Annotated in this window: 1 protein-coding gene; it reads left to right on the top strand. The window is 60.4% G+C overall.

The features are described 5' to 3' along the window. The first annotated feature begins 3 nt into the window (after positions 1 to 3). Positions 4 to 25410 (top strand): cadherin-like domain-containing protein, encoded by a 25407-nt coding sequence (locus ACV7JP_RS06800; RefSeq protein ID WP_457798466.1) that lies wholly within the window; start codon positions 4 to 6, stop codon positions 25408 to 25410. Positions 25411 to 25502 lie beyond the last annotated feature (92 nt).

Below are 25502 nucleotides of genomic sequence, written 5' to 3'. Positions count from 1 at the left end.
GTCATGTCGATAACAACATTGCAGTCCTGGCAGGTTGAGACGATCAAAGAAATTACCCAGAACAACCCGGATACCCCCGAGGCGATCTGGAGCGTTCTCGCCAATTGGGGGGATAAATACGCTCAGGCGGCGTGGGCGGGCCTGACGCAGCCCAACTCTCTCTATGGGAAGGCGATATATTATTCGAATAGCCTGCTGGGAATCGACGCCAGCCGCGAACGGCAGGTGATGAAAAATGTCGCGCAAGGTTATGTGCAGCTAATCGCCGACACCCGGGCAAATCCCGACGGAAGCGTCAACCTCCCGACATCCGCTCAAATTGAGGACAATTACTATAGGGCGGCCTTGAGCGCCGGCGCAGACCCGCTCAACGCCATCGATCTGTCGATCGCGAAGATCGCCGGAACCGCGGCTGGCAGCATATTGTTCGCCGGGGAAAATTGGGACACGTTTTTTTTCGGCATGGGCGTGAACCTCGATCCTGCGCGCATAACGTCGACATCCTCGGTCATCAATCAAATTACGCTCGGCGAGGCCGTCGACCATTTTCTGGCCGTTGTGCAATATATGTTTGCCGACATGAAGGACGTGGGCTGGGGGGTCGCCTCAGGCGTCGTGACGCCGCGGAGCGCTACGTTCACGGCACAAATGATCGACTTCATGAAAATGCATGACTCCGCTTTCGCCGACTTGATCGGATTGAAGCTTGCGGATGCCTTGCAGAGTTACAGAATAGGTCAGGCTATCGGGGCCAGCAGCGGCGACATCTCGCCAAATCAGGAATTGATGGCGGCGATCGCTCAGGCTGGACTGGCGGCCTTGGATTCGAGCGCCGCGCCGAGCGCTATGTATTCGATGCTCGCCGACCTTAAATCAGTTGACGGGCTTCTGGATCAGAATCACACAAGTCAGCTATATTACAAGCCCGATGTCGTGACGGCGCTGACAGAAATCGCGGTTCAATACGCCGGCGATCTGGCGCTGCAAAAGGCAATCGACGCAGCGACAAAAAATGGCTTGTTCGAGTTAATCGATAACGCGGACATCCTGAAAGCCTCCTTCGACCCGAACAAATGGAAAAGCACGTTCAATTTGGGCGGCGGAAGCGCCGGCCAGAAAAAAATCGTCGGCGTCGACGATATGATCGTCGCGCTCGGCAATCTGGCGAAGCGGGATGGGGCGAGCGCCTTCTCGCAAGAAATATTAACGGCGCTCGGCAAATGGGCTCCGTACGCCGACTCCGCCAAGAACATCACCTTGCTCGAAATGGCGACCTCGGCGACAGGCGTGACGCTCGATGGTTCCGATACGGCGAACGCGAATAGCGGCGCGGATGGCGGCGCGATTCTTGTTGGCGGCGCGGGGGACGATCTTGTTTTCGGCTCGAAGGGGGACGACTTCATTATCGGCGGGGCCGGCGACGACGTGTTCTTTTCATCGGACGGCGCGGACCTGATTTTCGGCGGCGACGGCGACGACAGCTACGTCGCCAATTCCAATGCGCAGGGCAAATATCTTGGCGGCGTCATCTTTTTCGGGGGCGCCGACAGCGGCGGGCAGGGAATCAGCGACGCCGACACGGCGGATTACACCGCCATTTCCGGCAAGGTTACGATCACTTTCGATAAGACGCTGTTTGGTTACGGCCCCGAGGACAAGAGCCGAGCCACCGTCTCGGTGAGCGGCGCGGAAGACGACAAGCTTTATGGCGTGGAGGAAATTTACGCCAACCAATCCTCGGATCGGCTCATCCTCAAGAACTATGACGGGATTGAGGATTTCCTGAACAGCCTGCCGAATGCGTCGGGGACCGCTGGAAAGACGCCGTTGATCGACTTGCGGGGACAGGCCGTCGATATGATTCCGACGGGGTCGATCGGCGGTTCTGGCGACACGCTCGACACCACGGAGCTTGGCGGCGACAAGGCGCTTGTCTTCAACCTTCGCGATCAGGATGCGCAGTTTGTCGCGGATATGGAGGGGGCGGTTCCGACGCGGCTCGGTCTCGACGGCAAGGTTCCGACAAATTCGTTCGAGGCGGCGAAGTTCGCCGCCACTGTGGTTGCGGAGATGCGGTCTCCGACGGATTTGTCAGGCTACGCCGCCGGCGAGCGGCTCAATCTGAAGAACGTCGAGAGCGTCGCCGGCACGGAGATGTCCGACCTCATCATCGGCGCGGATACGGTCTACACATGGCGGACGCCCGATCCGACGCCGGAGAATCCGGACCCGCAACCGGAGCGCGTCGTCGACAAGGATTTTCGCGGTTATGAGCTGAAAGGCAATGGCGGCGACGACACGATCCTCGTCTATAAAGGGAGCGCCGACCAGATCAATTGGCGTTTGATCGATGGTGGCGACGGCAATGATGTGGTCGTCGCTAGGGATGCCGGCAAGCAATATTACGTCGACCCCGAGACGGGGCAACAGATCCGCAGCGAAATCCGCGGCGGGGCTGGCGACGACGTCATTTTCTCAATCGGCTCCGGTGAAGGCGGCGACGTGATCGGCGGCGCGGGGAGCGATCTTCTCTACAACACCGCCTATAAGGGTCGCATCTGGGGCGACAGCGTCGACGGAACCGGCGAGCGCTCACGCGACGTCTTTCTCTGGTCTCCCGGCTCCTTCATCATGGACGCGGGCGAGGAGGATTTGCTGCAATTCTTTGGGCTTCCGCTCACCGGCGGGACGGGGGTCAAGCACGAGACTGGGGAGCAATGGGCCTATGACTGGGTTTTACCCTTCATTCGCTACGGTCTGAGCGACAGCGGCCAGCTCATCGTTCAGTCGTGGATCGGCAATATCGTCAATCATATCGTCCGTTCCTCGCCCGGCGACGACATCTTGCGCAGTTCGATGATCGTCGAGAACTTCGATCAGGGCGCGGGCGGCAATTGGGCGCATATCGCCAGGGGCGACCTTGGCATGACCTTCCGCATTTGGGATTTCAACGCAAGCGAAAAATTCGGCGGCTTTGAGTCGGTCTGGGGAATGCTGATCAACCGTCTCGACGCGTTGAAGGACTTCGGCAAGATGCTGAAGTGGGTCTCGGCCGACGACCCGCTTGTGCTCGATCTGGACGGAGATGGAATCGAAACAACGGAACGTGATTTTGAAGGCGTTCACTTCGACTTCAACGGCGACAGATTCGCCGAGCTCTCGGGTTGGGTCGGCGCGGATGACGGGTTCCTCGTCATGGACCGCGACGGCGACGGCAAGATCGAGGATATATCCGAACTCTTCGGCCGCCCCGGCGGCTCTGGCTTCGCTGAATTGCGGCTCATCGACGACAATGCCGACGGCAAGATCGACGCGAGCGACGCGCAATTCGCAAAAATGCAAGTGTGGCGCGATCTCAACCAGGACGGCGTTTCGCAGAGCGGCGAATTGTTCTCGCTTTCTGACCTGGGCATCGTCTCGATCGACGCCGTTGGAACGCCGCTCAACGTCACCAGCCCCTCGGGAACGCTGCTGCGCGAACAGGCGGCGTTCACTTACGCCGACGGAAGCGCGGGTAATATTTTCGAGGCGGTGTTCGAGACCGACCCGATCGACACGGTCTTCGCCGGCGACCGCGGAACGGCCGGCTGGGCTGCGCGCGGGGTTGACGGCGCCGTCATCGACGACAAGGGTTTTGGGCTGCTCGCCGATTTGAGCGTCGCCCTCTCCAACGACCTCGCGCTTAACGAGACGGTGAAGGCGACGGCCGCGTCGATGACGACCCCCGATCTCGCCGTGCTGCGCCGGCAGGTCGCGCCCGTGCTCGGCGGCTGGGCGGCCTCGCTCATCGGCGCGCGCGAACTCACGCCCTTGCTTCTCTCCGCCGATGGCAAGACGGTCATTGACCGCGCGATCTGGGTGGAGGATCAGCAAGGGGGGTATTTCGCGCTTGCAAGCGGCGCGGCGCTCCTTGACGCGCAGGGCCAAACAATCGCGCGGCCGCAGCTCGCGGATTTCTACGGCCGCACAGCGGAAGCCGGCGGCGCGCAATGGCGCATCGAGGAGCTGTTCTCGCCGAGCGACCGCGATGCAGCGCTGACCGCGCGCGAGGCTTCCGCCTATCGCGTGACGATCGTCGACGGGCGCGCGGTCGTGCTCGACTTCGGCATAGAGGTCACGGACGCGAACGGCTCCTACTGGCGGCTCGCCAGCGGCGGCTCCGTCCTCAACGGCGATGGCGCCGTCATCGACCGTCCGACGCTTGCCGATCTGCGCGCCTATGATCAGGGCGCGGGCGAGGAATGGCGCGTCGAGTCCTTCGGCTATGACCGCTTCGCCTCGCTGCCTTTCGATCGGGTCGCGGCCTATCTCGTCGACGGCGTGGTGACGCAATATTCGGTCTATGTGGAGGACGCGCAGGGCGGCTTCTATGTGTGGTCGGAGAACCTCGACCGCGCGCTGGAATTGCAGTTCAAGGAAGGAAGGCCCTCGACCTTCAATCTGCGCAATTACGCGATCGACCTCGATAATCTGCCGGAAGCGCAGGCCGCCGACGACAGCGCCTATCGCGCCGAGATCCTCTCCGTCGACGAATTCCGCTTCGCCGCGGCGCTGAGCGGCGTCGAATTCCGTCCCGACGTGCTCTACGCGACCTATGACGCGACGACCGGCTTTCTCGACTATCGCACGGGCGCCGGCGACGGCGTTCCGTCGCGTGACGGAACCGGCTACGCCAGCGTGGTGACGCCGACGCTCGGCCTCGTCGATACGCTGATGGACCAGTATATTCCGGTGAGCCGCGCCGTCGCCGTGCGGCTCGCGGCGCAGGGCGGGCTCGCCGAATATTTCGAAGGGATCGCCTATGACGCCGTGAGCGACAAATTTACGTCGACGGGAAATCGCGAGCTCGCGCCCATGCTCCAGAAAATCCTGGAGCGCGCGCCGGCCGGCTCGGAGGCGCAGATCGCCTGGCTCGGCAAATGGAACGACATCCTCAACGTTCTCTATGCGGATTATGCGCCGAAGGCGGAGGAGGATCTCTCGCATGAGGCGCTCTTCCAGCAGCTCGCCGCCGCCTATGAGAATGTGAGCGCCGCCGGACAGACGCCCGCCTTGACGCTCTCCAAGGCGGCGTCGCTGCTCGGCGTCGAGGCGACGCGTATCGTCACGCACGCCGCCAATGCGACCACCGTCGCCGGAACGGCCGGCGACGATATTTTCTATGTGACGGGCGGCGACCAGACCTTCGAGGGCGGACTCGGCGCCGACACTTATGTCGTCGGCAGGAATTTCGGCCACGACGTCATTCGCGACATCGAGCCGGCGCTTGGCCACAAGAGCCCGGACACGCTGCGCTTCGCGCAAATCGCCTCGACGGAGGTGACGGCATATAAAGACGGCCTCGATCTCGTCATCGAGGTCGATGGGACCGACGACGTTCTCGTCGTCAAGAACCAGTTCGAAGGCAAGATCGCCAGTCTCTTCGGCGGCGATCTCTCCGACGATACGGAGATGGTCAATATCGTCTTCGCCGACGGCGTCATGTGGAACGCGCTCGACATCGCCATCGCGACGAGCCATCCGAGCGACGCGAGCGAAGTCGTGATGGGCACGCCGGTGACGGATGTGCTCGACGGCGGCGCCGGCGGCGATATTCTGCGCGGCGGCGACGGCGGCGATATCTATATCTACAAGCTCGGCCATGGCTCGGACGTCATCGACGAACAAGCGAGCGGCCAGGAACTGGTCAGCCCGACCGTCGACGTCGTCGCCTTCGGCGAAGGGATCACTCTGGAGAATGTGCGTCTGACGCGCATCGGTCAGTCGAAAGACTTGCAAATCGATTTCCTCGACGCAAACGGACAGGTCACCGGCGACCGTCTGGCTGTCAAGAATCAGTTCGAGGCCTCGAACACCATGGTGCTCGGCGTCTATTGGCAGAATCGGATCGAACGCTTCATTTTCGCGGATAACAGCTTCCTCTCGGAAGCCGATGTCATGGCGCAGGTCGTCGCCAACGCCAAGACCGTCGGCGATGACGCGATCTTCGGCTTCGCCAATGACGATACGCTCGACGGCGGGGCCGGCGCCGATTTGCTCGTCGGCGGCGATTATGACGACATCTATGTCTACGGCGCTGGTTATGGCGACGACGTCATTCAAGATCAGCAGCAGGATTTCTTCAGTTCGAGCGAGGACACGCTCGAATTCAAGGATCTGGCGGCCGACGATTTTGACATCATCCGCGTCGGCGACTCGGCGACCGTAACCTTCCGCGTCAAGACGACCGGCGAGGAGTTGACGCTCAAGAACGAATTCCAGCTAACGTCGACGGTTCTCTTCGGCGACTATTACTTTGACAGTATCGATCAGTTCCGTTTTGCCGACGGCGCCATATGGGATATGGACACGCTCGCGCGGTATCTTCTGGCCCAACAGCGCTCGGGCGGCGACGATACGATCTACGGCTTTGATCGGGCCGACGCGATCGACGGAGGCGCGGGCGACGATCGGCTCGAAGGCGGCGCCTATAGCGACACCTATGTTTTCAAGGTCGGCTACGGTCACGACACGATCTACGACAACACCAACGATCCGTTCCTCGCGCCGGGCTTCGACACGCTGGACATGCAAGGGATCAGGTTCAGCGACATTACGATTGGCCGGTTCAAGAATGATCTGATCTTCACGCTGAAATCGACCGGCGAAAGCGTTACGCTTCACGAGCAATATAATCGCTCGAATGGGCAGGCCAACGCCGTCGAGGAATTTCGTTTCGCCGACCAGACCATCGGCTACGCCGATCTCAATCCGGAAGACGTCGATCTCACGGGCTCCAATGCAAGCGAGACTCTTTACGGCACGGATTTCGCCGAAACGATCGACGCCCGTGGCGGCGATGACCTCGTCATTGGGGGAAGCGGCGGCGACATCTACAAATTCGATATTGGCTATGGCCACGACACGATTTTCGATCGTCAGGCGAACGCCGCCTGGAAGGGCGACGACACGATCCGCTTTGGAGCCGACGTCACGACGGACAACATCCGTTTCACACGGGACGGCGTCGATCTGGTCGTCTCCTTTGTCGGTTTCGCCGACACGCTGAGAATTCAGCAGCAATTCGGCGCCTCGAACATGGGCGTCGAGCGGTTCGAGTTTGCGAACGCCGTCATCTGGACGATCGACAATATCAAGGAATTGCTCGCCATTTCGGGCGGCACGCTGGGCGATGACGATCTTCACGGGATCGCCGGGCATGAAAACGTGCTCGATGGAAGACAGGGCAACGACGCCCTCTACGGCGCCGAACTCTCGGACAGCTACGCCTTCGACGGCGCTTACGACTCCGACACGATCTATGAAGCGCTGGACTCGGTCTCTTCCGGCGAGGACGTCATTGTCTTCGGCGAACTGATCTCATCCGAAAATCTGGTCGTTCGCAAGGACGGAAACGACGTCGTTTTCGCCGTCGCCGGAACGGCGGATCAATTGCGCATTGTCAACGGCTTCACGACCCAAAAGATCGAGAAGTTCCGTTTCGATGACAATATTGTTTGGACAATGGCGGATATTTACGCCGGCCTTCTCACTCCGACCGACGGCGACGACCTGCTGGTCGGCTCCAGCAACGCCGATACGCTTGACGGGCTCCGTGGTTCCGATGAGCTGGAGGGCGGTCTCGGCGACGACACGTATAAATTCGACATTGGCTACGGCGCCGATGCGATTCTGGACGATGGCGGCGCGTCCGATCGAATCGTCTTCGGAAGTATGGTTGCGCCGTCGACGCTGCTCTTCCAGGCCGACGGCGCCAATCTCGTGATCAGATTCAAGGGCTACGACGATTCGCTCACCGTTCTCGACGGGCTCGGAAGTTCGGCGCGCCGCGTCGAAAAGCTCGTTTTCTCCGACGGCTCCAGCGTCACTTTTGATGATATTCGTCAACGATTATTGCTACAGCTGACGACAAGCAGCGACGACATCGTCACGGGCTACGCAGACCGAAATGATACGCTGACAGGCGGCCAGGGCTATGATCTCCTCAGCGGGCGCGGCGGCGATGACGTTTACGAGTATCGCGGCGGCGACGGCTACGATATCATCGACGATCAGGGAGGCTCGAGCGTCGACCATCTTTCTTTCGTTGATTACAGTTCCTCTGAATCAACCCTGAAACGGGCGACCCCGACAGGTTCCGATCTCCTGGTTTTGTTCTCGGGGACGGATGATCGCGTCCTCATCAAGAACGGACTAGTCCCCGGCAACGCTTCGGCCATCGAGCGGATTTCATTCGCCGATGGCGTTACCTTGTCGATCGCCGACGTGCAAAGCAAGGTGCTGGGGCAAAGCGGCACGGCCGACAATGATTACATCGTCGGGTTCAATACGACGGACACGCTTGAAGGCGGCGCCGGCGCGGACGTTCTCGACGGCGGCGCCAGCGCCGATACGTATGTGTTCTCGCGCGGCGATGGAAAGGACACGATTAACGATACGGGAAGCTCCTCGACCGAGGCGGACCTTCTTAAAATCCGGGGTTACACGCCGGCTCAGGCGCGTATCATACGTCCTTTTGACGATCGCAACGATCTTCAGCTGCTTTTCGACGGAACAGGCGATCTCATCACACTCAAAAACCAGGTCCCGGTCGGCGCCGGCCGGGGCGTTGAACGTATTGAGTTTGGCGATGGGACTGTTTGGCAGCGCGCCGACTTGACCGCGCGTCTCACGCAAGGCGGCGGCGCGGCGAATGACGTCATTATTGGCACCAGCGGGCCCGACACGCTTATCGGCCGCGAAGGCGCGGATTTACTGCAGGGCGGCGACGGAAGCGACACCTATGCGTTCAACCGCGGCGACGGCGCCGACGTCATTGACGAACGCGACTTCTCCTGGTCGCAAGGCCAATTCGATCAGCTACTTCTCGGGGGCTACACCCCCGAAGAGACCAAGCTCGCGCGCGTCGGAAACGACCTGATTCTCGGCTTCGTCGGCACAACGGATCGGGTCACGCTGCGTAATGCTTTCCACGGCGTCGGCGATCTCTATGAATACGGCGTCGAGCAAATCAAATTCGAAAATGGGGTGGTTTGGAGCCGCAGCGCGATGAAGGCGCTGTGGCTTGCCCAGCAGTCTCGGGCGGGCGACGATTATATTATCGGCTTTGACGGCGCGGATACGCTGACCGGCGGCCGCGGCGACGACATGCTTGTCGGAAAAGACGGATCCGACACCTATGTCTTCAGTCGCGGGGATGGGCATGACATTGTCGACGATCGCACGACCGCCTCGCCAGGCGACCGGCTGCAGCTCAAAGGCTATTTGCCGAGCGACGTCAAACTTTTCCGCGACGGCGTCAATCTGATTCTTCGCTTCGTCGGTTCCGACGACGAAATCCGAATCTTGAGCGCCCTATCGGGATCGGACGCCGATTACGAATACGGCGTTGAAAGCATCGTATTCGATGACGGCGCGCAATGGGGGCGCGCCGACTTCAAGTCCCTTTGGCTTGCTCAGCAACCGACCGCCGGCGCGGACAACATTATTGGCTTTGACGCGAATGACACCCTCGCCGGAGGGGAGGGCGACGACGTCCTAAACGGCGGGGAAGGCGCCGATACCTATATTTTCAACCGCGGCGATGGACGCGACATTATCGACGAAGCGCGCGCTTACGGGAACGCTATAGATCGGCTCGAAATTAAGGGTTACACGCCGGCTCAGACGTGGATCGTCAGGGACGGCGTGGATGCGATCATTCGGTTCGACGGAACGTCGGATGAAGTGCGTCTTGTCAATGGATTCAGCGGCTCGACCAGCGCGAATGAATATGGCGTCGAACTCATCAGCTTCGAAGGCGGCGCCGTCTGGAATCGCGACGCGATCAAAAGCATGTTCTTAGCGTCGCGCTCGACTGCGGGCGCTGACATCGTTGAGGGATTTGGCGGCGATGATACGCTTGCCGGCGGCGCCGGCAATGATCTGCTCAATGGCGGCGACGGCGCCGACACCTATGTCTTCAACAGGGGCGACGGCCTAGACGTTATTGATGAGGGCCGAGCCTATTCGGGAGCCGTGGATAAGCTGCTTATTCACGGTTATACTTCAGCGCAGACCAAACTCTTTAGATACGGAAACGACCTCTACCTGCGCTTTGACGGAACGACAGATGAAATCCGTCTCATCAACGCCTTGGGCGGCGTAGACAACACGCACCAATACGGCGTCGAGCAGATTGTATTCGACGACGGCGCGTCGTGGAACCGCGACGCCATGAAAAGTCAATTGCTTGCCGGAGCTGCGGGATCCGGCAATGGGTTCATCGTAGGCTTTGACGGCGCCGACACGTTGCGCAGCGGCGCCGGAGACGATATTCTCGATGGCGGCGCTGGCGACGACATCGTCATTTTCAACGCGGGCGATGGCCACGACCTCGTCGATGATTCTGCGCGCAATACGCAAGACAAGGTCGTCATCAACGGCTATGCGCCGGCGGACGTCACAGTTCATCAAATTGGCTATGACGCCATCTTGCGCTTCGCGCATTCAATGGATGAATTGCGCCTGACGAATATATTTGGCGCAAGCGACGTCGCTGCGCAGGGAGTGGAGCAGGCCGTCTTCTCCGACGGAACGACATGGAGCCGCACTCAGATCCAGTCATTGCTACGGGCACCGGCGCCGGTTGTCGCTAACCAGATTTTGAACGGAACAAGCGGCGCCGATGTCCTGTCGGGAGGGGCGGGCGACGACCTCATCAACGGCTCGGCCGGCGGAGACACTTACATTTTCGCGCGCGGCGGCGGTCACGACACGATCGACGATGCGGGCGGCGACAGCGAAACGCCATTAGATAGTCTTCAAATCCTGGGCTATGCGTCTACGGACGTTCTCATTCAGCGGCAAGGCGACGACGCCATTCTCCGCTTCGTCGGAACGACGGACGAGCTGCGCTTGGTTGAACAGTTTACGTCGGACGCGCAGATTCAGTCGATCGCCTTCCAGAATGGCGTCACATGGACGAACGCCTCGCTCCGCGACGCATGGCTTGCATCGCAGTCGACGGCCGGAAGCGATACGATCGAGGGCTTTTTCGGCGACGATGTGATTTCCGGCGGTCTGAAAGACGACATGCTCGCCGGCGGCGACGGGTCTGACACTTATATTTTCGATCGCGGCGACGGTCACGACTTTATTTCGGACGCTTCATATGATGGAAGCGTCAATACGCTGCGGCTAAAAGGATATGCGCCGTCGGAAGTGAGCTTGGCGACCGACGGATGGGACCTCATTTTGAGGTTCGCCGGATCTACCGACCAAATCGATCTGACGGGCGCCTTTGCGAGTCTGGCGCGTTCATACGACGAGGGCGTCCAGCAAATTATTTTCGACGATAACGTCGTCTGGAGCCAAGCGACGCTTGCGTCGATGTGGCTCTCGCAACAGGGCGGGACGGCTGGCGCCGACCGGCTGATGGGTTTGGCGAGCGACGACAGGCTTGCTGGCGGCGCGGGCGATGATGTTTTGATCGGCGGTTTTGGCAATGACACTTATGTGTTTAACGCCGGCGATGGGCATGATGTTATCATTGAATACGGCCTCTCGTCCGCGGATACGATCGAGATAAAAGGATACGCGCCGGCGCAGACGATTCTGGCGCGCGATCAGAACGGCGGCGTCATCGTCAACTTCGCAGGTTCGACGGATGAAATCCGATTCGATTTAAGCGATTTCGATTTGGAAGGCGATTTGGCCGGCATTAAGTATATTTGCTTCGAAGATGGCACGATTTGGGATGCGATCGACATTGCTGAGCAAATTGATGCGCAAGCGCTTGTCCGTGGCGATCAGTATAGCCAAGGATCCGCGGACGCGGACACCCTGCAGGGCGGCTTCGGCGCCAACGATCTGCTCGCCGGCGGCGCGGGCGGCGACATCTACATTTTTGGCTTGGGTGACGGTCGCGACTCAATCGCCGAAAATCCTGGCGAAGGCTTCGATGTCGTTCAGATCGAGAACTTCGCATCAACGGATGTGACTGTCTATGCCTACAACCAGGATATCGTTTTTAGATTCGCAGGCGGCTCTGATGTCCTGACGCTTGCCTACAATTGGGATCTCTGGGCCGAATCCAGCATTGAAGAGATTTGGTTCAGCGATAATGTGACGTGGACCGCGCCGCAATTCCAGGCGCTCGCCATAGCTAGCCAACAGACATCGGGCAATGATGACATTCTGGGCTTCAGCGGCGATGAAACCTTCGCCGGCGGCAAGGGCGACGACTTTCTCGCTGGCGATTATGGCGACGATATATATGCCTACACTAAAGGCGACGGCGCGGACATCATCGACGAATGGAGCTATGGCGGAACCGATACGCTCGAACTCCACGGATATACGCCTTCCGAAGTCTTATTCAGCCGTTCTGGACAAGACCTTATCCTCCGCTTTGCGTCGCCCGCCGACTCGATCCGTTTGCTTGCGTCATTCGACAATCTGGATCAGGCCGGAGTCGAGTCGATTGTATTCGACAATGGCGTGACATGGTCGAGCGCCGACGCTTGGGGCGGCCTTATTGCGCCTTCGGCTACAGCGGGCGACGATTATATCGAGGGAACGTGGGACGCCGAAACGCTTGAGGGCGGAAAAGGCAACGACACGTTGATCGGCAATGGCGGCGCCGACGACTTTATCTTCAATGAAGGAGATGGCCACGACTATATCAGCAATGACGGCGAGGGCGTCGTTCATATTCATGGCTATGACGCCGCTGATGTCTCGGCGACAAGATATGCGGGCGTACTCACGCTGCGATTCGCGGATGGGGTCGACTCGATAAGCTTTGACGCGCCGCTCGGCTCCGATTTCCCCTTCGGCGTATCGGAGGTTGTTTTCGATAGCGGCCTGAGTTGGACGATGGGCGATATGCTTACCCTCGCGGTCACTCAGATCCCCTATACGACGGGCGATGATCTGATCACGGGCGGCGAGGCGTCCGATACGCTTGTCGGCGGTCGCGGCGACGATACGCTTCGCGGCGGCGCAGGCGACGACACTTATATATTCGCGAGGGGCGACGGCCATGACACGATTGACGACCCATCACAATGGTGGGGCGGCTTCGATACGCTGGAACTGAATGGCTATCTGCCGAGCGAAATTGTTGCAAGCGCAGTCGGAAACGACGTCATTCTCCGCTTCGCGTCGACAGGAGATTCGATTTCTCTTTTGAGCAGCGTCCATGACGGCGCCGCCGTCAACCGAATCACGTTCGACAATGGCCAAGTTTGGAATGAGGCGACGCTGCGCGCCGCGATAATTGCGAGCGAAGCGACGTCAAGCGACGATAAGGTCTCCGGCTTCTCGACGAATGACATTCTTGCCGGCGGCAAAGGCGACGACCTCCTATCCGGAAATGGCGGGGCGGACACTTATGTCTTCACCCGCGGCGATGGCCGCGACACGATTGATCAGTTGAACTGGAGCAATAGCAGCGGAACGGTTCTGCTCCACGGCTATAGCCCATCCGAAGCGACGGTCAGCGCGGCTGGCGACGATGTCGTTTTGAGCTTCGCCGGAACGGGCGACAAGCTGACGATCAAATACGCCTATAACTTGCATCAAACCGACGGCGTTCAGAGCATTGTCTTTGACTCCGGCGAGAGCTGGACGATGTCCGAGATTCGCCAGCGCATCGTCACGGAGCTTGGCGCGGCAGGCAATGATTGTATCAGTGGTTCGGCGTTCGCAGATGTCGTGACGGGCGGGGCGGGAGACGATCTGCTGCGCGGTGGCGCCGGAGATGACACATATGTCTTCAATCGCGGCGACGGAGCCGATCTCATCGTTGAAGATAGCGGCGCCGGCAGGGATACGCTCGAACTTCATGGCTTCGCGGCGAGCGAGACGATCGCCTCTGCCTATGGCGACGACGTTTTCCTCCGCTTTAGCAATTCGAGCGATTCAGTAACGCTGAAGAACTCGCTGGCCAACGCTGGCTACACGGGTGTCGAACGCGTCACTTTTGATGGCGGCGACGTCTGGACAATGGCCGACATCCGGTCACAAATTTTGGCCGCTCGAGCAAAGGACGGAGCCGATACGATCTTCGGCTCCGATAGCGTCAACGACACGCTTAAGGGCGGGCTCGGTGACGATTATCTTTGGGGCCGCGCCGGCAACGACACCTATATTTTCACGCGCGGCGACGGCAACGACGTCATTCTGGAAGATAGCTTCGCGGGATCCGATACACTTATTTTACATGGTTATACGCCCGAAGATGTCATCGGCGGCGCGGTGTCGGTGGGATCCGATTTCATATTGCGCTTCGCGGGGTCGACTGACTCGGTGACGCTCAAGGGTTCTTTGCGGGATTATTACGGCGAGGGCGTTGAGCGGATCGTTTTTGATAATGGCGTAAACTGGACGCTCGCTAATTTCTTGAACAGCGTTAAAAACCAGTGGGCGACAACAGGCGACGACTTTATCGTCGGAACGCCTTCGGGCAATCGCCTCGAAGGAGGTCTTGGAGACGACATTCTGCGCGGCGAAGGCGGCGATGACACTTTTGTTTTTACGCGCGGCGACGGTCGCGACACGCTATGGGAAGACTGGTTCGCCGGAACCGACACTCTTGAACTGCACGGTTATACGCCGGATGAGGTGATCGCGCGCGCGGTCGCCCAAAGCGCCAGCATCAATGATTATGTACTGAATTTCCGCGGCACGGACGATTCGATTACATTAATCGATTCCTTGCGGGACTATTATGGCGCCGGGATTGAGCGGATCACCTTCGACAACGGCGTCGTCTGGAGGCTGAGCGATTTCCAGAAGAGCGTCACGGAACGCGCTTATACGGATGGAGACGACGTCCTCGCCGGCACGGTTGGCGTCGATCGAATCCGAGGCGGACTTGGCGACGATCGACTGAGCGGCGGCGCCGGCGACGATGTCTATGTCTTCGCGAAAGGCGATGGACGAGACATTCTTCAGGATAAGGGATCAAGCGCAAACGACAGGCTCGAGATTTCCGGCTACCAGGTCGCCGATGCTTCTTTCCTGCGCGTCGACCCGATGTCGACCGATCTTCTCATCTCCTTCAACGGCGGCGCGGATACGATCACAATCGCCAATGGGCTTGCGGCTGGTTCCGCCGACGCCATTGAAAGCTTCTATTTTGCCGATGACGCCGCGACTCTGTCTCTAAGCGCCGTGCAAGCGAGCATGTTGACGGGCGTTGCGTCTGACGGAAGCGATTATTTGACCGGCGCCGCGGGTAATGACGCTTTGGCGGGCCGCGGCGGTTCGGACTATCTGGATGGCGGCGCGGGCGACGACACATACTATTACAACGCGGGCGACGGCGAGGACATGGTGGCCGATACTGGCGCGTCGACCGCCGACATATTGCGTATTTCCGGCTATCGCTCTTCGGACGTTGTTCTTCTCAAGCGCAATCCGCCGGACGGCGTCGATCTTGTTCTGACGTTCACGGCAGCCGGCGATCGTCTGTTTGTCAAAGACGCTCTCGGTTCAAGCGCGCAGGGCGTCGAATCGATCATATTCGACGACGGCGCGTTGTCGCGCGCTGAGCTGCGCGCCAAGGTTCTCGCATTGGCGGGGACCAGCGCCGATGAGCATATCTGGGGCTTTGACGGCGCTGACATTCTGCAGGGCAGGGCTGGAGCGGACTGGCTCTCCGGCGGTCTCGGCGGGGACGTATATCGTTTCGCCAAAGGCGAGGGCGCCGACGTCATCGAAGACAATGGCTCGGCGGACGGCGTAGACGAACTGGTCATCTCCGATTATCGCTCAACCGAAGCGTCGGTTGCGCGCTTCTATAAGGGAGACGACGGACTCGTTCTGTCATTCGCCGGAAACCCGGACGATCAGGTCATCATTCTCAATACGCTGAACGGCGACGGAGGGGATTCGATCGAACGCGTAACCTTCGCCGATGGCGTTACATGGGAGATGGCGAATATTGTCGACATGCTCGGCAATCACGCGCCGGTCGCCCGTGACGATGGTCTCTACAGCGTCATCCGCGGCAAATCCTTGACGATCTCCGCGGCTAACCTCCTGCGTAATGACTATGACTCAGACAATAATTCGATCTCCATTATCGCGGTGAAGAGCGGCGCGCACGGCGCTGTGGCGCTCGACGCCAATGGCGACATCGTCTTTACGGCCGATGACAGCTTCGCCGGCGCAACCACTTTTGACTACACGATCGCCGACGGGCATGGCGGACAATCGACGGCGCGCGTGCAGATGCGCGTCCGCCCGCCGGCTTCCGCCAGCGACGACAGCGGCTTTACAGTGACCGAGGACGGCTATCTTACGATTCGGGCGGCTCAGCTGCTCGCGAATGATTTCGATGGCGACCTGCTGACGATCTCGCAGGTTCTCGATGCGCAACACGGGACCGTCTCGCTGTCGAGCGACGGCGACATCTCCTTCACGCCGGCAGCGGACTATAATGGCTCCGCCTCCTTCCGCTATGTGGCGAACACCGCCGACGGCGGTCGCGCCGAGGCGACAGTGACGCTCAATGTCGCTTCCGCTAATGACGCGCCAGTCGCAATCAACGACGCGGGCTTTACCGTCGACGAGAACGACAATCTGGTCATCTGGAGCGACGATCTCCTCGCAAATGACGCGGATGTTGACGGCGACTTGCTGTCAATCGCCTCAGTGACTCCAGGCGCCCATTTGTCTGTGGCGCTGAATGACGACGGCGCCATCACCGTCACGCCGGCGGCGTATTTCTCCGGCGAGACGTTTTTCACCTACACAATTTCTGACGGCAATGGCGGCGTCAGCACGGCGACCGCGTCGGTTTCGGTCGCTTCCATCGACACGCCGCCAGAAGTCGTCGAGGACCATCTCACGATATCGGAAGACACGCCGATTTATTTTTCCGCCGCGCAACTGCTGGCCAATGACGTTGAGCATGAAGGCCAGACGATGACGATCACGCGCGTCTTCAACGGCTCGAACGCCTCGGCGATCCTTTACGAGAATGGCGAGATCTATGTCACGCCGCGCGTCGATTTCAATGGCTTCGCAGACTTCTCCTATGAGGTGGCGGACGGCGCCGGCGGCTATTCGATTGGTCACGCAGTTCTAACCGTGACGGCGGTCAACGACGCGCCTTTTGCGCTGAACGACGCCTTTAACGACGCCGGCTACCTGCATACGCTGCAGGACACGCCGCTCGTCATCGATCCGGCGACGCTGCTGTCGAACGATTATGATATTGACGGTCTCTCAGTTGCGCTCACTAGCGTCTCCTATGCGACGCATGGCTCAGTCGCGTTGCGTGACGACGGGATGATCGTCTTTACGCCGGATGCGGACTTCTACGGCCCCGCGACTTTCAGATATGTGATTGAGGATGCAAGCCATGCGATCGATGACGCTGTTGTCTCGATCTATGTCGATCCGACGCATGACGCGCCCCCGGTTGCGAATGACGACACTGCCGCGGGCTTCGAGGATGTCGAGCTGATGATTCCGCTCTCCGTTCTCTTCGCCAATGATTATGATGTGGACGGCGTGCCGCTCCAACTCGTATCGGCGAGTTCCGCGTTCGATAGCGTCCGCGTCAGCGACGATGGCGCGGCAATTATTTTCAAGGGCGCGCCGAACGCGCATGGCGCGCGGCCTTTCAGCTACACGATCACCGACGGAAAGAACGGCAATGCGACCGCCAACGTCTTCGTTCAGCTGGCGTCGATGAACGATGCGCCACTCGCCATGCCCGACGCCGCCTCGACAAGTTTCGGCGCTCCGCTTGTCGTACGCATCTCCAACCTCATCGCAAACGACCTTGACGCCGACGTCGATCCCGCCCATGCAGCGGAAGTCTTGCGCTTCGCCGGCGCGAATAACGCTTCCTTCGGCGCGCTGTCCGTTTATGGCAATGAGTTCGTCGTCATCGATCAGGGCGATTCCTACACCGGACCGCTTACGTTCAATTACACCGTCGCCGACGATCAAAATGCCGTTAGTGTCGCTCTTGTATCCGCAACTGTAACGGCGACGCACGCTGATCTGATTTCCGGCTCTGAGCAGCGCGATCTGCTGATCGGCTCGGACCTCTTCGAAGCGATCGATGGCGGCGCGGGCGTCGACGATATTTTTGCGCGCGGCGGCGACGACTCTATTGTCGGCGGGGCCGGAGGGGATAACATCGACGGTGGCGAAGGCTTCGACACGGTTTCCTATGCGGGTTCGAATGTCGGCATTCGTGTCGATATACAGAGTCGGCTCGGGCAAGGCGGCGAAGCGCAAGGCGACATTCTTTCAAACGTCGAGGCAATCGAGGGGTCTGCTTTCTCGGATCAGCTTTACGGCGATGCGGGGGCCAATCGGCTCGCCGGCGCCGGCGGAGCCGATATGCTCGTCGGCCGTGGAGGCGATGACGCTCTCCTCGGCGGCGCGGGCGACGACACGCTCGACGGCGGCGCGGGCGCCGACCATCTCGACGGCGGTGACGGCGCCGATACGGCGGATTACACCGGCGCCGCAACCGGCGTGACGATCTCGCTGCAGGCCGGAACCGCGTCGGGTGGCGACGCTGACGGGGACGTTCTTACGAATATCGAAAATATCATCGGCTCGGGTGAGAGTGACTGGCTCGAAGGCGACGCAAACGACAATGTGCTGGTCGGCGGCCGAGGCGATGATGCGATCCGCGGCCTGACCGGCGACGACATACTTGTTGGCGGAAAGGGCGCCGACGCGCTTGATGGTGGCGAAGGTTTCGACATCGTTGACTATAGCGGCTCTTCGGAAGCTATCGGCATCGACATGTCGGGGGCGACGATCGGCGGCGGCGACGGGCAGGGCGACAGCTTTACAGGCGTCGAAGCTGTTTATGGCTCCTTCCATAACGACACGATCATCGGCGACACAGGCGATAACATTATTCGGGGCGGCGAAGGCGCGGACGTCATCGCCGGCGCCGAGGGTTTCGACACTGCGGATTATGGCGACTCGACTCAGGAAGTCGTCGTCGATCTGCAGACCGGAATCGGCGTCGGCGGATCGGCTGAAGGCGACCAACTGGATTCCATCGAGGCGCTTGTCGGTTCGGCCTATGCCGACAGGCTCAGGGGCGACGCCGGCGCCAATCGGTTTGACGGCGGCGCGGGCGACGATCTCTTGCAGGGCGGCGCGGGTTCGGACGATTATCTCTTTGGCTTCGATTCACGCAATGACTCCATCATCGAGGCTGGCGCGGAGACCGATGTCGACCGGCTCGTGATGAAGGCCGGCGTCACGGCTCAGGACGTGTCGCTCATTCGGGAGGGGGATGACCTCGTCGTCGAACTCGAGCATGATGACGGTTTCATCATTGACAGCGTCAGGGTGACGGATCACTTCGCCGGCGTGCAAACCGGACTCGAAGAAATCGTCTTTGCGGACAACACGACCTGGAGTCGCGCGGATATCGAGCGGCTCTATCGCAATGACCATTTCAACGCGGCCGACGATCTGGTTCGCTGGGGCTTTGAAGATGCGCCCTACACGATTGACGGCGCGCTTCTCATCGAGAACGATACGCCAATCTACGATCCTCTCATCGAGATCGTATCCGTCCAGAACGGCGTTAACGGACAGGCCGCGTTGCAGGCGGATGGCGCGATCATCTTCACCGGCGCGGCGGATTTCCACGGAATCGCCTCTTTCGACTACACCGTGACGGACGGACGGGGCAGATTCTCGACCGCGACGGCGCAAGTTGTCCTCAAACCCGTCAATGACGCGCCCGTTGCGCATGACGATGGCTATAATGCCGGCGGCGATCCAGCCGCATTCACCGGCGAAGAAGACACGCCGCTTTTCCTTCCGTTAAGCGCGCTGCTCGGCAACGATTCGGATATTGACGGCGATCCGCTGTCATTTGCCGGCTTTGGCGTGCTTCTCGACCAGAATGGTCAGCCGCTCGATGGCGTAACCTTTGGGTCTGTCGGCGTCGTTGAAGGAGGCGTGGCCTTTACGCCGACGCGGGACTATTACGGCCTCGCCGGCTTCCGTTATACGATCGCCGATGGGCAGGGGGGGTTTGCCGACGCCCAGGTTCAGTTGCAGATCGCCGGCGTCAATGACGGGCCGCGTCCGAGCGACGATCGCTTCACGGTTTACAATGATCAGCCATTTGACATTCAGTTGTCGCGGCTGATCGCCAACGACCTCGATCCCGAACACGACACGCTGAGCTTTGTGAGCGCCAGCAACGCTGTCAATGGCGCGATTGCGATTGTCGACATTACGGACGGTTCATCAGTTGTTCCGGCCGTGCGGTTCACGCCGACCGCGGGCTTCTTCGGCTTTGCGTCATTCGACTATGCCGTCGCGGACGCGCATGGCGCTCAGGCGATTGCGCATGTCGTGATTGAGGTGAAGGACAACCCGCCGGTCGCTCGCGACGATTTCGGTTTCGAGACGATCGCTAATCAAGCAATCATTATCGACCCAATCGCCTTGCTCGCCAATGACAGCGATCCGGATAATGATGCGATTTCGTTGGCGGAACTCGATCTCTTCCCCGATCACGGCGAAGTTGCGTTCAACGCCGACGGCAAGATTGTCTTCACGCCGCACGCCGATTTCAATGGCGAGGCGAGTTTCGAATATTTCATTAGCGATGGCCGCGGCGAAACCGCGACGGCGACGGTGCACATCGATGTGAAGCCGGAAAACAAGGCGCCTTTCGTCCGCGACGATGTGTTGGAGGGCGTCGAAAATTCGCCGGTTCTCATCGCCGCCTTCGAAGCCTTCGCCAATGACGGCGATCCGGAGGGAGATGTCATCTCCTTCCACAGCTTCGAAATGCTTGGCGCGCTCGCCAATGACTTCACCAATCGCGTTGTCGAAACACGCGACTTCGGGGCTTCGGACTTCGATGTGTCCTCTGCAGCGACTTTGTCGGTCAAGCTTGCCGATGATTCCGCGCTGCCGTCCTGGCTCGCCTTCGATCCGGCGTCGTGGACCCTGAGCGGTACAGCGCCGGCGGATTTCGGCGGCGCGCTCGCCCTGCGCCTGACGGCGACCCAGTCCGACCCGATCTCGCATGAGGATGTGTCGATCACGCGGGATCTTACGATTTCGGCGAATGCTGGCGCGCCGCTATGGCGTCAGATCGTCGCGGAGGACTTCGCCTTGTCGGAAGCCGCTTCCGTCACCGCGAAGCTCGATAATGGAGCGCCGCTGCCGGATTGGCTGCAATTCGATTCGACAAGCTGGACCTTCTCAGGCCAGCCCCCGGAGAAATATGTCGGCCGTTTGCATATCGTGATCGAGGCGCATGACGCCGCGGAACAGATTTCCGGGAAATACGCCTTCGATTTCGTGGTCGATCCGACGATCGAGATCGGCTCCGGCATTCTGAGCACGGACTATGCAAACCGGCCTTTCTACGCCCACACGCTGACGACGGCCGAGTTCGACGCGCCAGTCGGCGCGACATTGACCGCAAGGCTCGCCGATGGCAGGGCGCTTCCGAAGTGGCTGTCCTTCGACGCAGACACGCGCACCTTCAGCGGTAAGGCGCCGAACGCCTTTATCGGCGATCTCGATGTCGAAGTTTCAAGCGAAAGCGTCGACCCCGTTACCGGCGCCGTGACGCGCAATGTCACACACGTACAACTCATCGTCGACGAGATCATTCTCAACGGCGGCGGCGGTTCGCTCGGCGTCGATGGAGACGACCTGCGTCTTATCATCGGCGATCCGGCTTTCACGGGCGCCGTTGCGATCCGTTATGACGCGAAGGATATGAAAGGCGCGGTCAGCGACGAATCCGCCATTATTGTCGTCAATATCCTGCCGGCTCCCGTCGCGATTGACGATGCTTTCGCGACGACGAAGAATGCGCCGCTTAGCCTCAGGATTTCCGATCTTCTGGCCAATGATTTCGACAAGGCGGACAATTTCCGCTTCGAGTCGTTCGCGCAGCCGCAGCATGGATCAATCCGGCTTGTCGCGACGCCGCTGCATTTCGACCTGCCGGAAAGCGCCACGCTCGGCCTCGCCGAGGCGGGTCGCAGCTTCGAGGTGACGCTCGCCGACGGCGCGGCCTTGCCGAACTGGCTCGGCGTCGACGCGGCGACGGGCGCGTTGACAGGCGCGCCGCCGCTGGATTTCGAAGGGTCGATCGCCTTGCGCGTTGTCGCGACGGATGGCCTGCAAACCGTCGCCACCACGCAATCAATCACGCCTGTCGTCGATGACGCTTATCGGATCGTCTACACGCCGAACGCCGGCTATTACGGCCTCGATCGCTTCACTTACAGGATTTCGGACAGCCAGCGCATCTCGGAATCGGCGACGGTTTCGATCAATGTAGAGCCGGCCAATATTCCGCCGGTCGCCGTCGCAGACAATGTCTCCGGCCTCGAGGATACGCCGCTGCAATTCGCGGCGTCTTTCCTGCTGGGGAACGATCGCGGCTTCGACGGGCTTCCGCTCAATCTCGTCGCTTTCGGCGCGCCGGCTCACGGCTCCATCACTATCGAAAATGGCGTCTTCACCTACACGCCGGATCACAATTTCGACGGCGTCGATACGCTCGAATATACGATCTCGGACGGCGTCAACTCCAATGCGACGGGCCAGGTCCACATCAATGTGGCGTCCACAAACCGGGCCCCGCTGACCGGCCTCGACATATTCGATGGTTATGAGGACGAGCCGCTCTTTATCTCGGTTGGCGACCTGCTGAGCAATGACAGCGATCTCGATGGCGACGCGATCAGCTTTATCGGCGTTACGCTCGACGGGCTGCACGGCAAGGCGGTGATCGCGCCCGATGGCCGCATCGCCATTACGTCAGACGGCGATTATTCGGGAGAAGCGCTGTTCACATACACAATTACGGACGGGCGCCTCGATTCGACGGCGCCGCGGGTTTCGGATTATCCGGAAGGAACGACCAGCCTTCCCGCCGAGCAGCGCGGCAATATTCTCGTGCGCTTCGCCGCTGTGAATGATCGCCCTGATACGCAGGCCGATGACTTCGTCATCGCAGAGGACACGCCGCTGACGCTTGCGGCCGTGGCTCTTCTGGCCAATGACAGTGATCGTGAAGGCGATGCGCTAACGCTGGTAAACGTGAGCGCGTCGCTAAACGGCGTCGTGTCGCTGGCCGATGGGGCCGTCATCTTTACGCCGAATGCCGGCTATTTCGGCAATGCCGGGTTCGAATATACCGTCGCGGATGCGCATGGCGCGACATCGAAGGGCGCGGTTACGATCGATGTGACGCCCGAAAATGATCTTCCTTTCGCTTTGCCGGACGACGGCTTCATAATGCTCGAAGATACGTCGCTTGTGATCGATCCCGCGAACCTGCTCGCGAATGATTACGATCCGGATGGAGACCCGATCAGCCTGATTTCGCTGAGTGGCGCGACGTTGCGCGCCGATGGCGTGATCGTCTTCACGCCTGCCGCGAATGCGAATGGCCTATTCGGCTTCAGCTATCAAATCAGCGACGGTTCCGGTTCTGCAGTGACGGGCCTCGTCAGCGTCAATGTGACGCCTGTCGACGACGAGCCGATCCCGGGCGACGATTTTGCCGTCGCGACCGAAGATCATGTCGCGATCCTCTCGGTTCACTCACTGCTGGCCAATGACGCCAATCCCGATGGACGCCAACTGCGCTTCGCGGGTTTCGGCGACATGCATGGCGGCGTCGCGACGCTCGATGACGCGGGCAATGTCGTGTTCACGCCATCGCCCGATTTCAACGGTCAGGCTTGGTTCGACTATTTCGCGGCAGACGCAGTTACGGGCCTCACGGGCGTCGCGCGCGTTGCGATCGATTTCGCGCCGGCGAACGACGCACCGGTCGTCGCAGCGCCGATCGACGCGCAAAGCGTCGCGGAGGACACTCGCTGGACATTCACAGTCCCGGCCGGAACCTTCACCGATGTCGAGGGTGACGCTTTGAGCTATTCGGCGTCGCTTACGAATGGCGACAGCCTGCCCGCATGGCTAGGCTTCGACGCCGAGACACGGACCTTCTCTGGCCTGCCGCCGACGGATTTCAATGGCGGGCTGTCTATACGTGTGATCGCTTCCGACGGAGCGCTGTCGGCGTCGGCCGGCTTCACGCTCGATGTGACGCCCGTCAATGACACGCCGGTCGCGCAAAGCGACGCTGGCTTCGCGGCGGTCGCGGATACGCCCTTGACCATTGCCGCCGCCGCGCTCCTCGCCAATGACAGCGATGTCGACGGCGACGCGCTGGCCGTCATCGCGGTTCATGACGCGCAGCATGGAACGGTTGCGCTTACGGCAACCGGCGTCGTGTTCACCGCGACCGCTGGCTATGCGGGGGCGGCTTCTTTTGCCTATACCATATCCGATGGCAAGGGCGGCCAGGCCAATGCCACCGTCGGACTCACTGTCTCCAATCCGGTGGTCGTTATTAACGGGCCGGCCTATGGCGGGGGCGTCATTCAGGGCTATCCCGGTTTTCAGACCATCAACGCTTTCGGCTGGAGCAACACGATCTACGCCAATGGCGGCAGCGGCGTGATCAACGCAGGCGCCGGCGGCGCGACTGTCTATACCGGCTGGGGCAGCCCGACGGTCAATCTGGCCGGCTATTCCAATGTCGTTTCCGGCGGCGATGGCGACAACGCCGTCTCCGGTTCGGCCGGCAATACGACCGTCACGCTTGGCGACGGTTCCAACGCGGTTTCGACCGGCGGCTACAACAATATTGTTACGCTCGGCAATGGCGCAAACGCCGTGAATCTGGGAGCCGGCAATGGTCGGCTAACGCTGGGCGGCGGCGACAACGTCATCACCATCGGCGGCTATGGCAATATCGTGGCGGCAGGCGACGGCGACAACGCGCTGACGGGCGGTGTGGGCGGCGGGACGTTCATTTTCGGGAATGGCGACAACGTCATTACGACGAGCGGCTATACGAACCGCGTCACCGTCGGCGACGGCGATAATCGCATTACGGCTGGGAACGGCGCGACCATCAGCGCGGGCGACGGCGACAACGCCATCACCCTGGCCGGCTACGGCAATGTCGTTACGCTCGGCTCCGGCGTCAACGCGGTCGCCGGCGGTCTCGGCGGCGATAAGGTCACGGTTGACGGCGGCTCGACGACGATCAGCTTTAGCGGCTGGACCAATCTCGCGACGATCAATGACGGCGAAGCGTTCATCTATGATCATGACGGCGGTTTGGGGGTGAAGGTGGGCGAAGCCGCCGACCATGTCGTGATCAGCGGCTTCGATGCGGCGATGGGCGAATGGATCGACCTGCTGAGCCCGACGATGGGCTATTCGTCGACGAGCCAGATTTTGGACGCATTGCACAGCGATGGGCATGGCGGCACGACGCTGGCGCTCGCCGGGGGCGGTCTGATCGAGATAGCGGGCGTCGCGCCAGATCAGCTTACGGCGGCGAACTTCCGAATAGGATGAGCGGACGTCGCCGCCGTCGCGAAAGCGAAGTCGAAAGCTTCGCTCGCAATGACGGCGGAAAACATCAACAAAAAGGCCAGCGATTCGAGTGA

This window comes from Methylocystis sp. S23 (assembly GCF_054106005.1).
The sequence above is the reverse complement of the archived record's forward strand: the minus strand, read 5'-3'. Positions and strand labels throughout refer to the sequence as shown.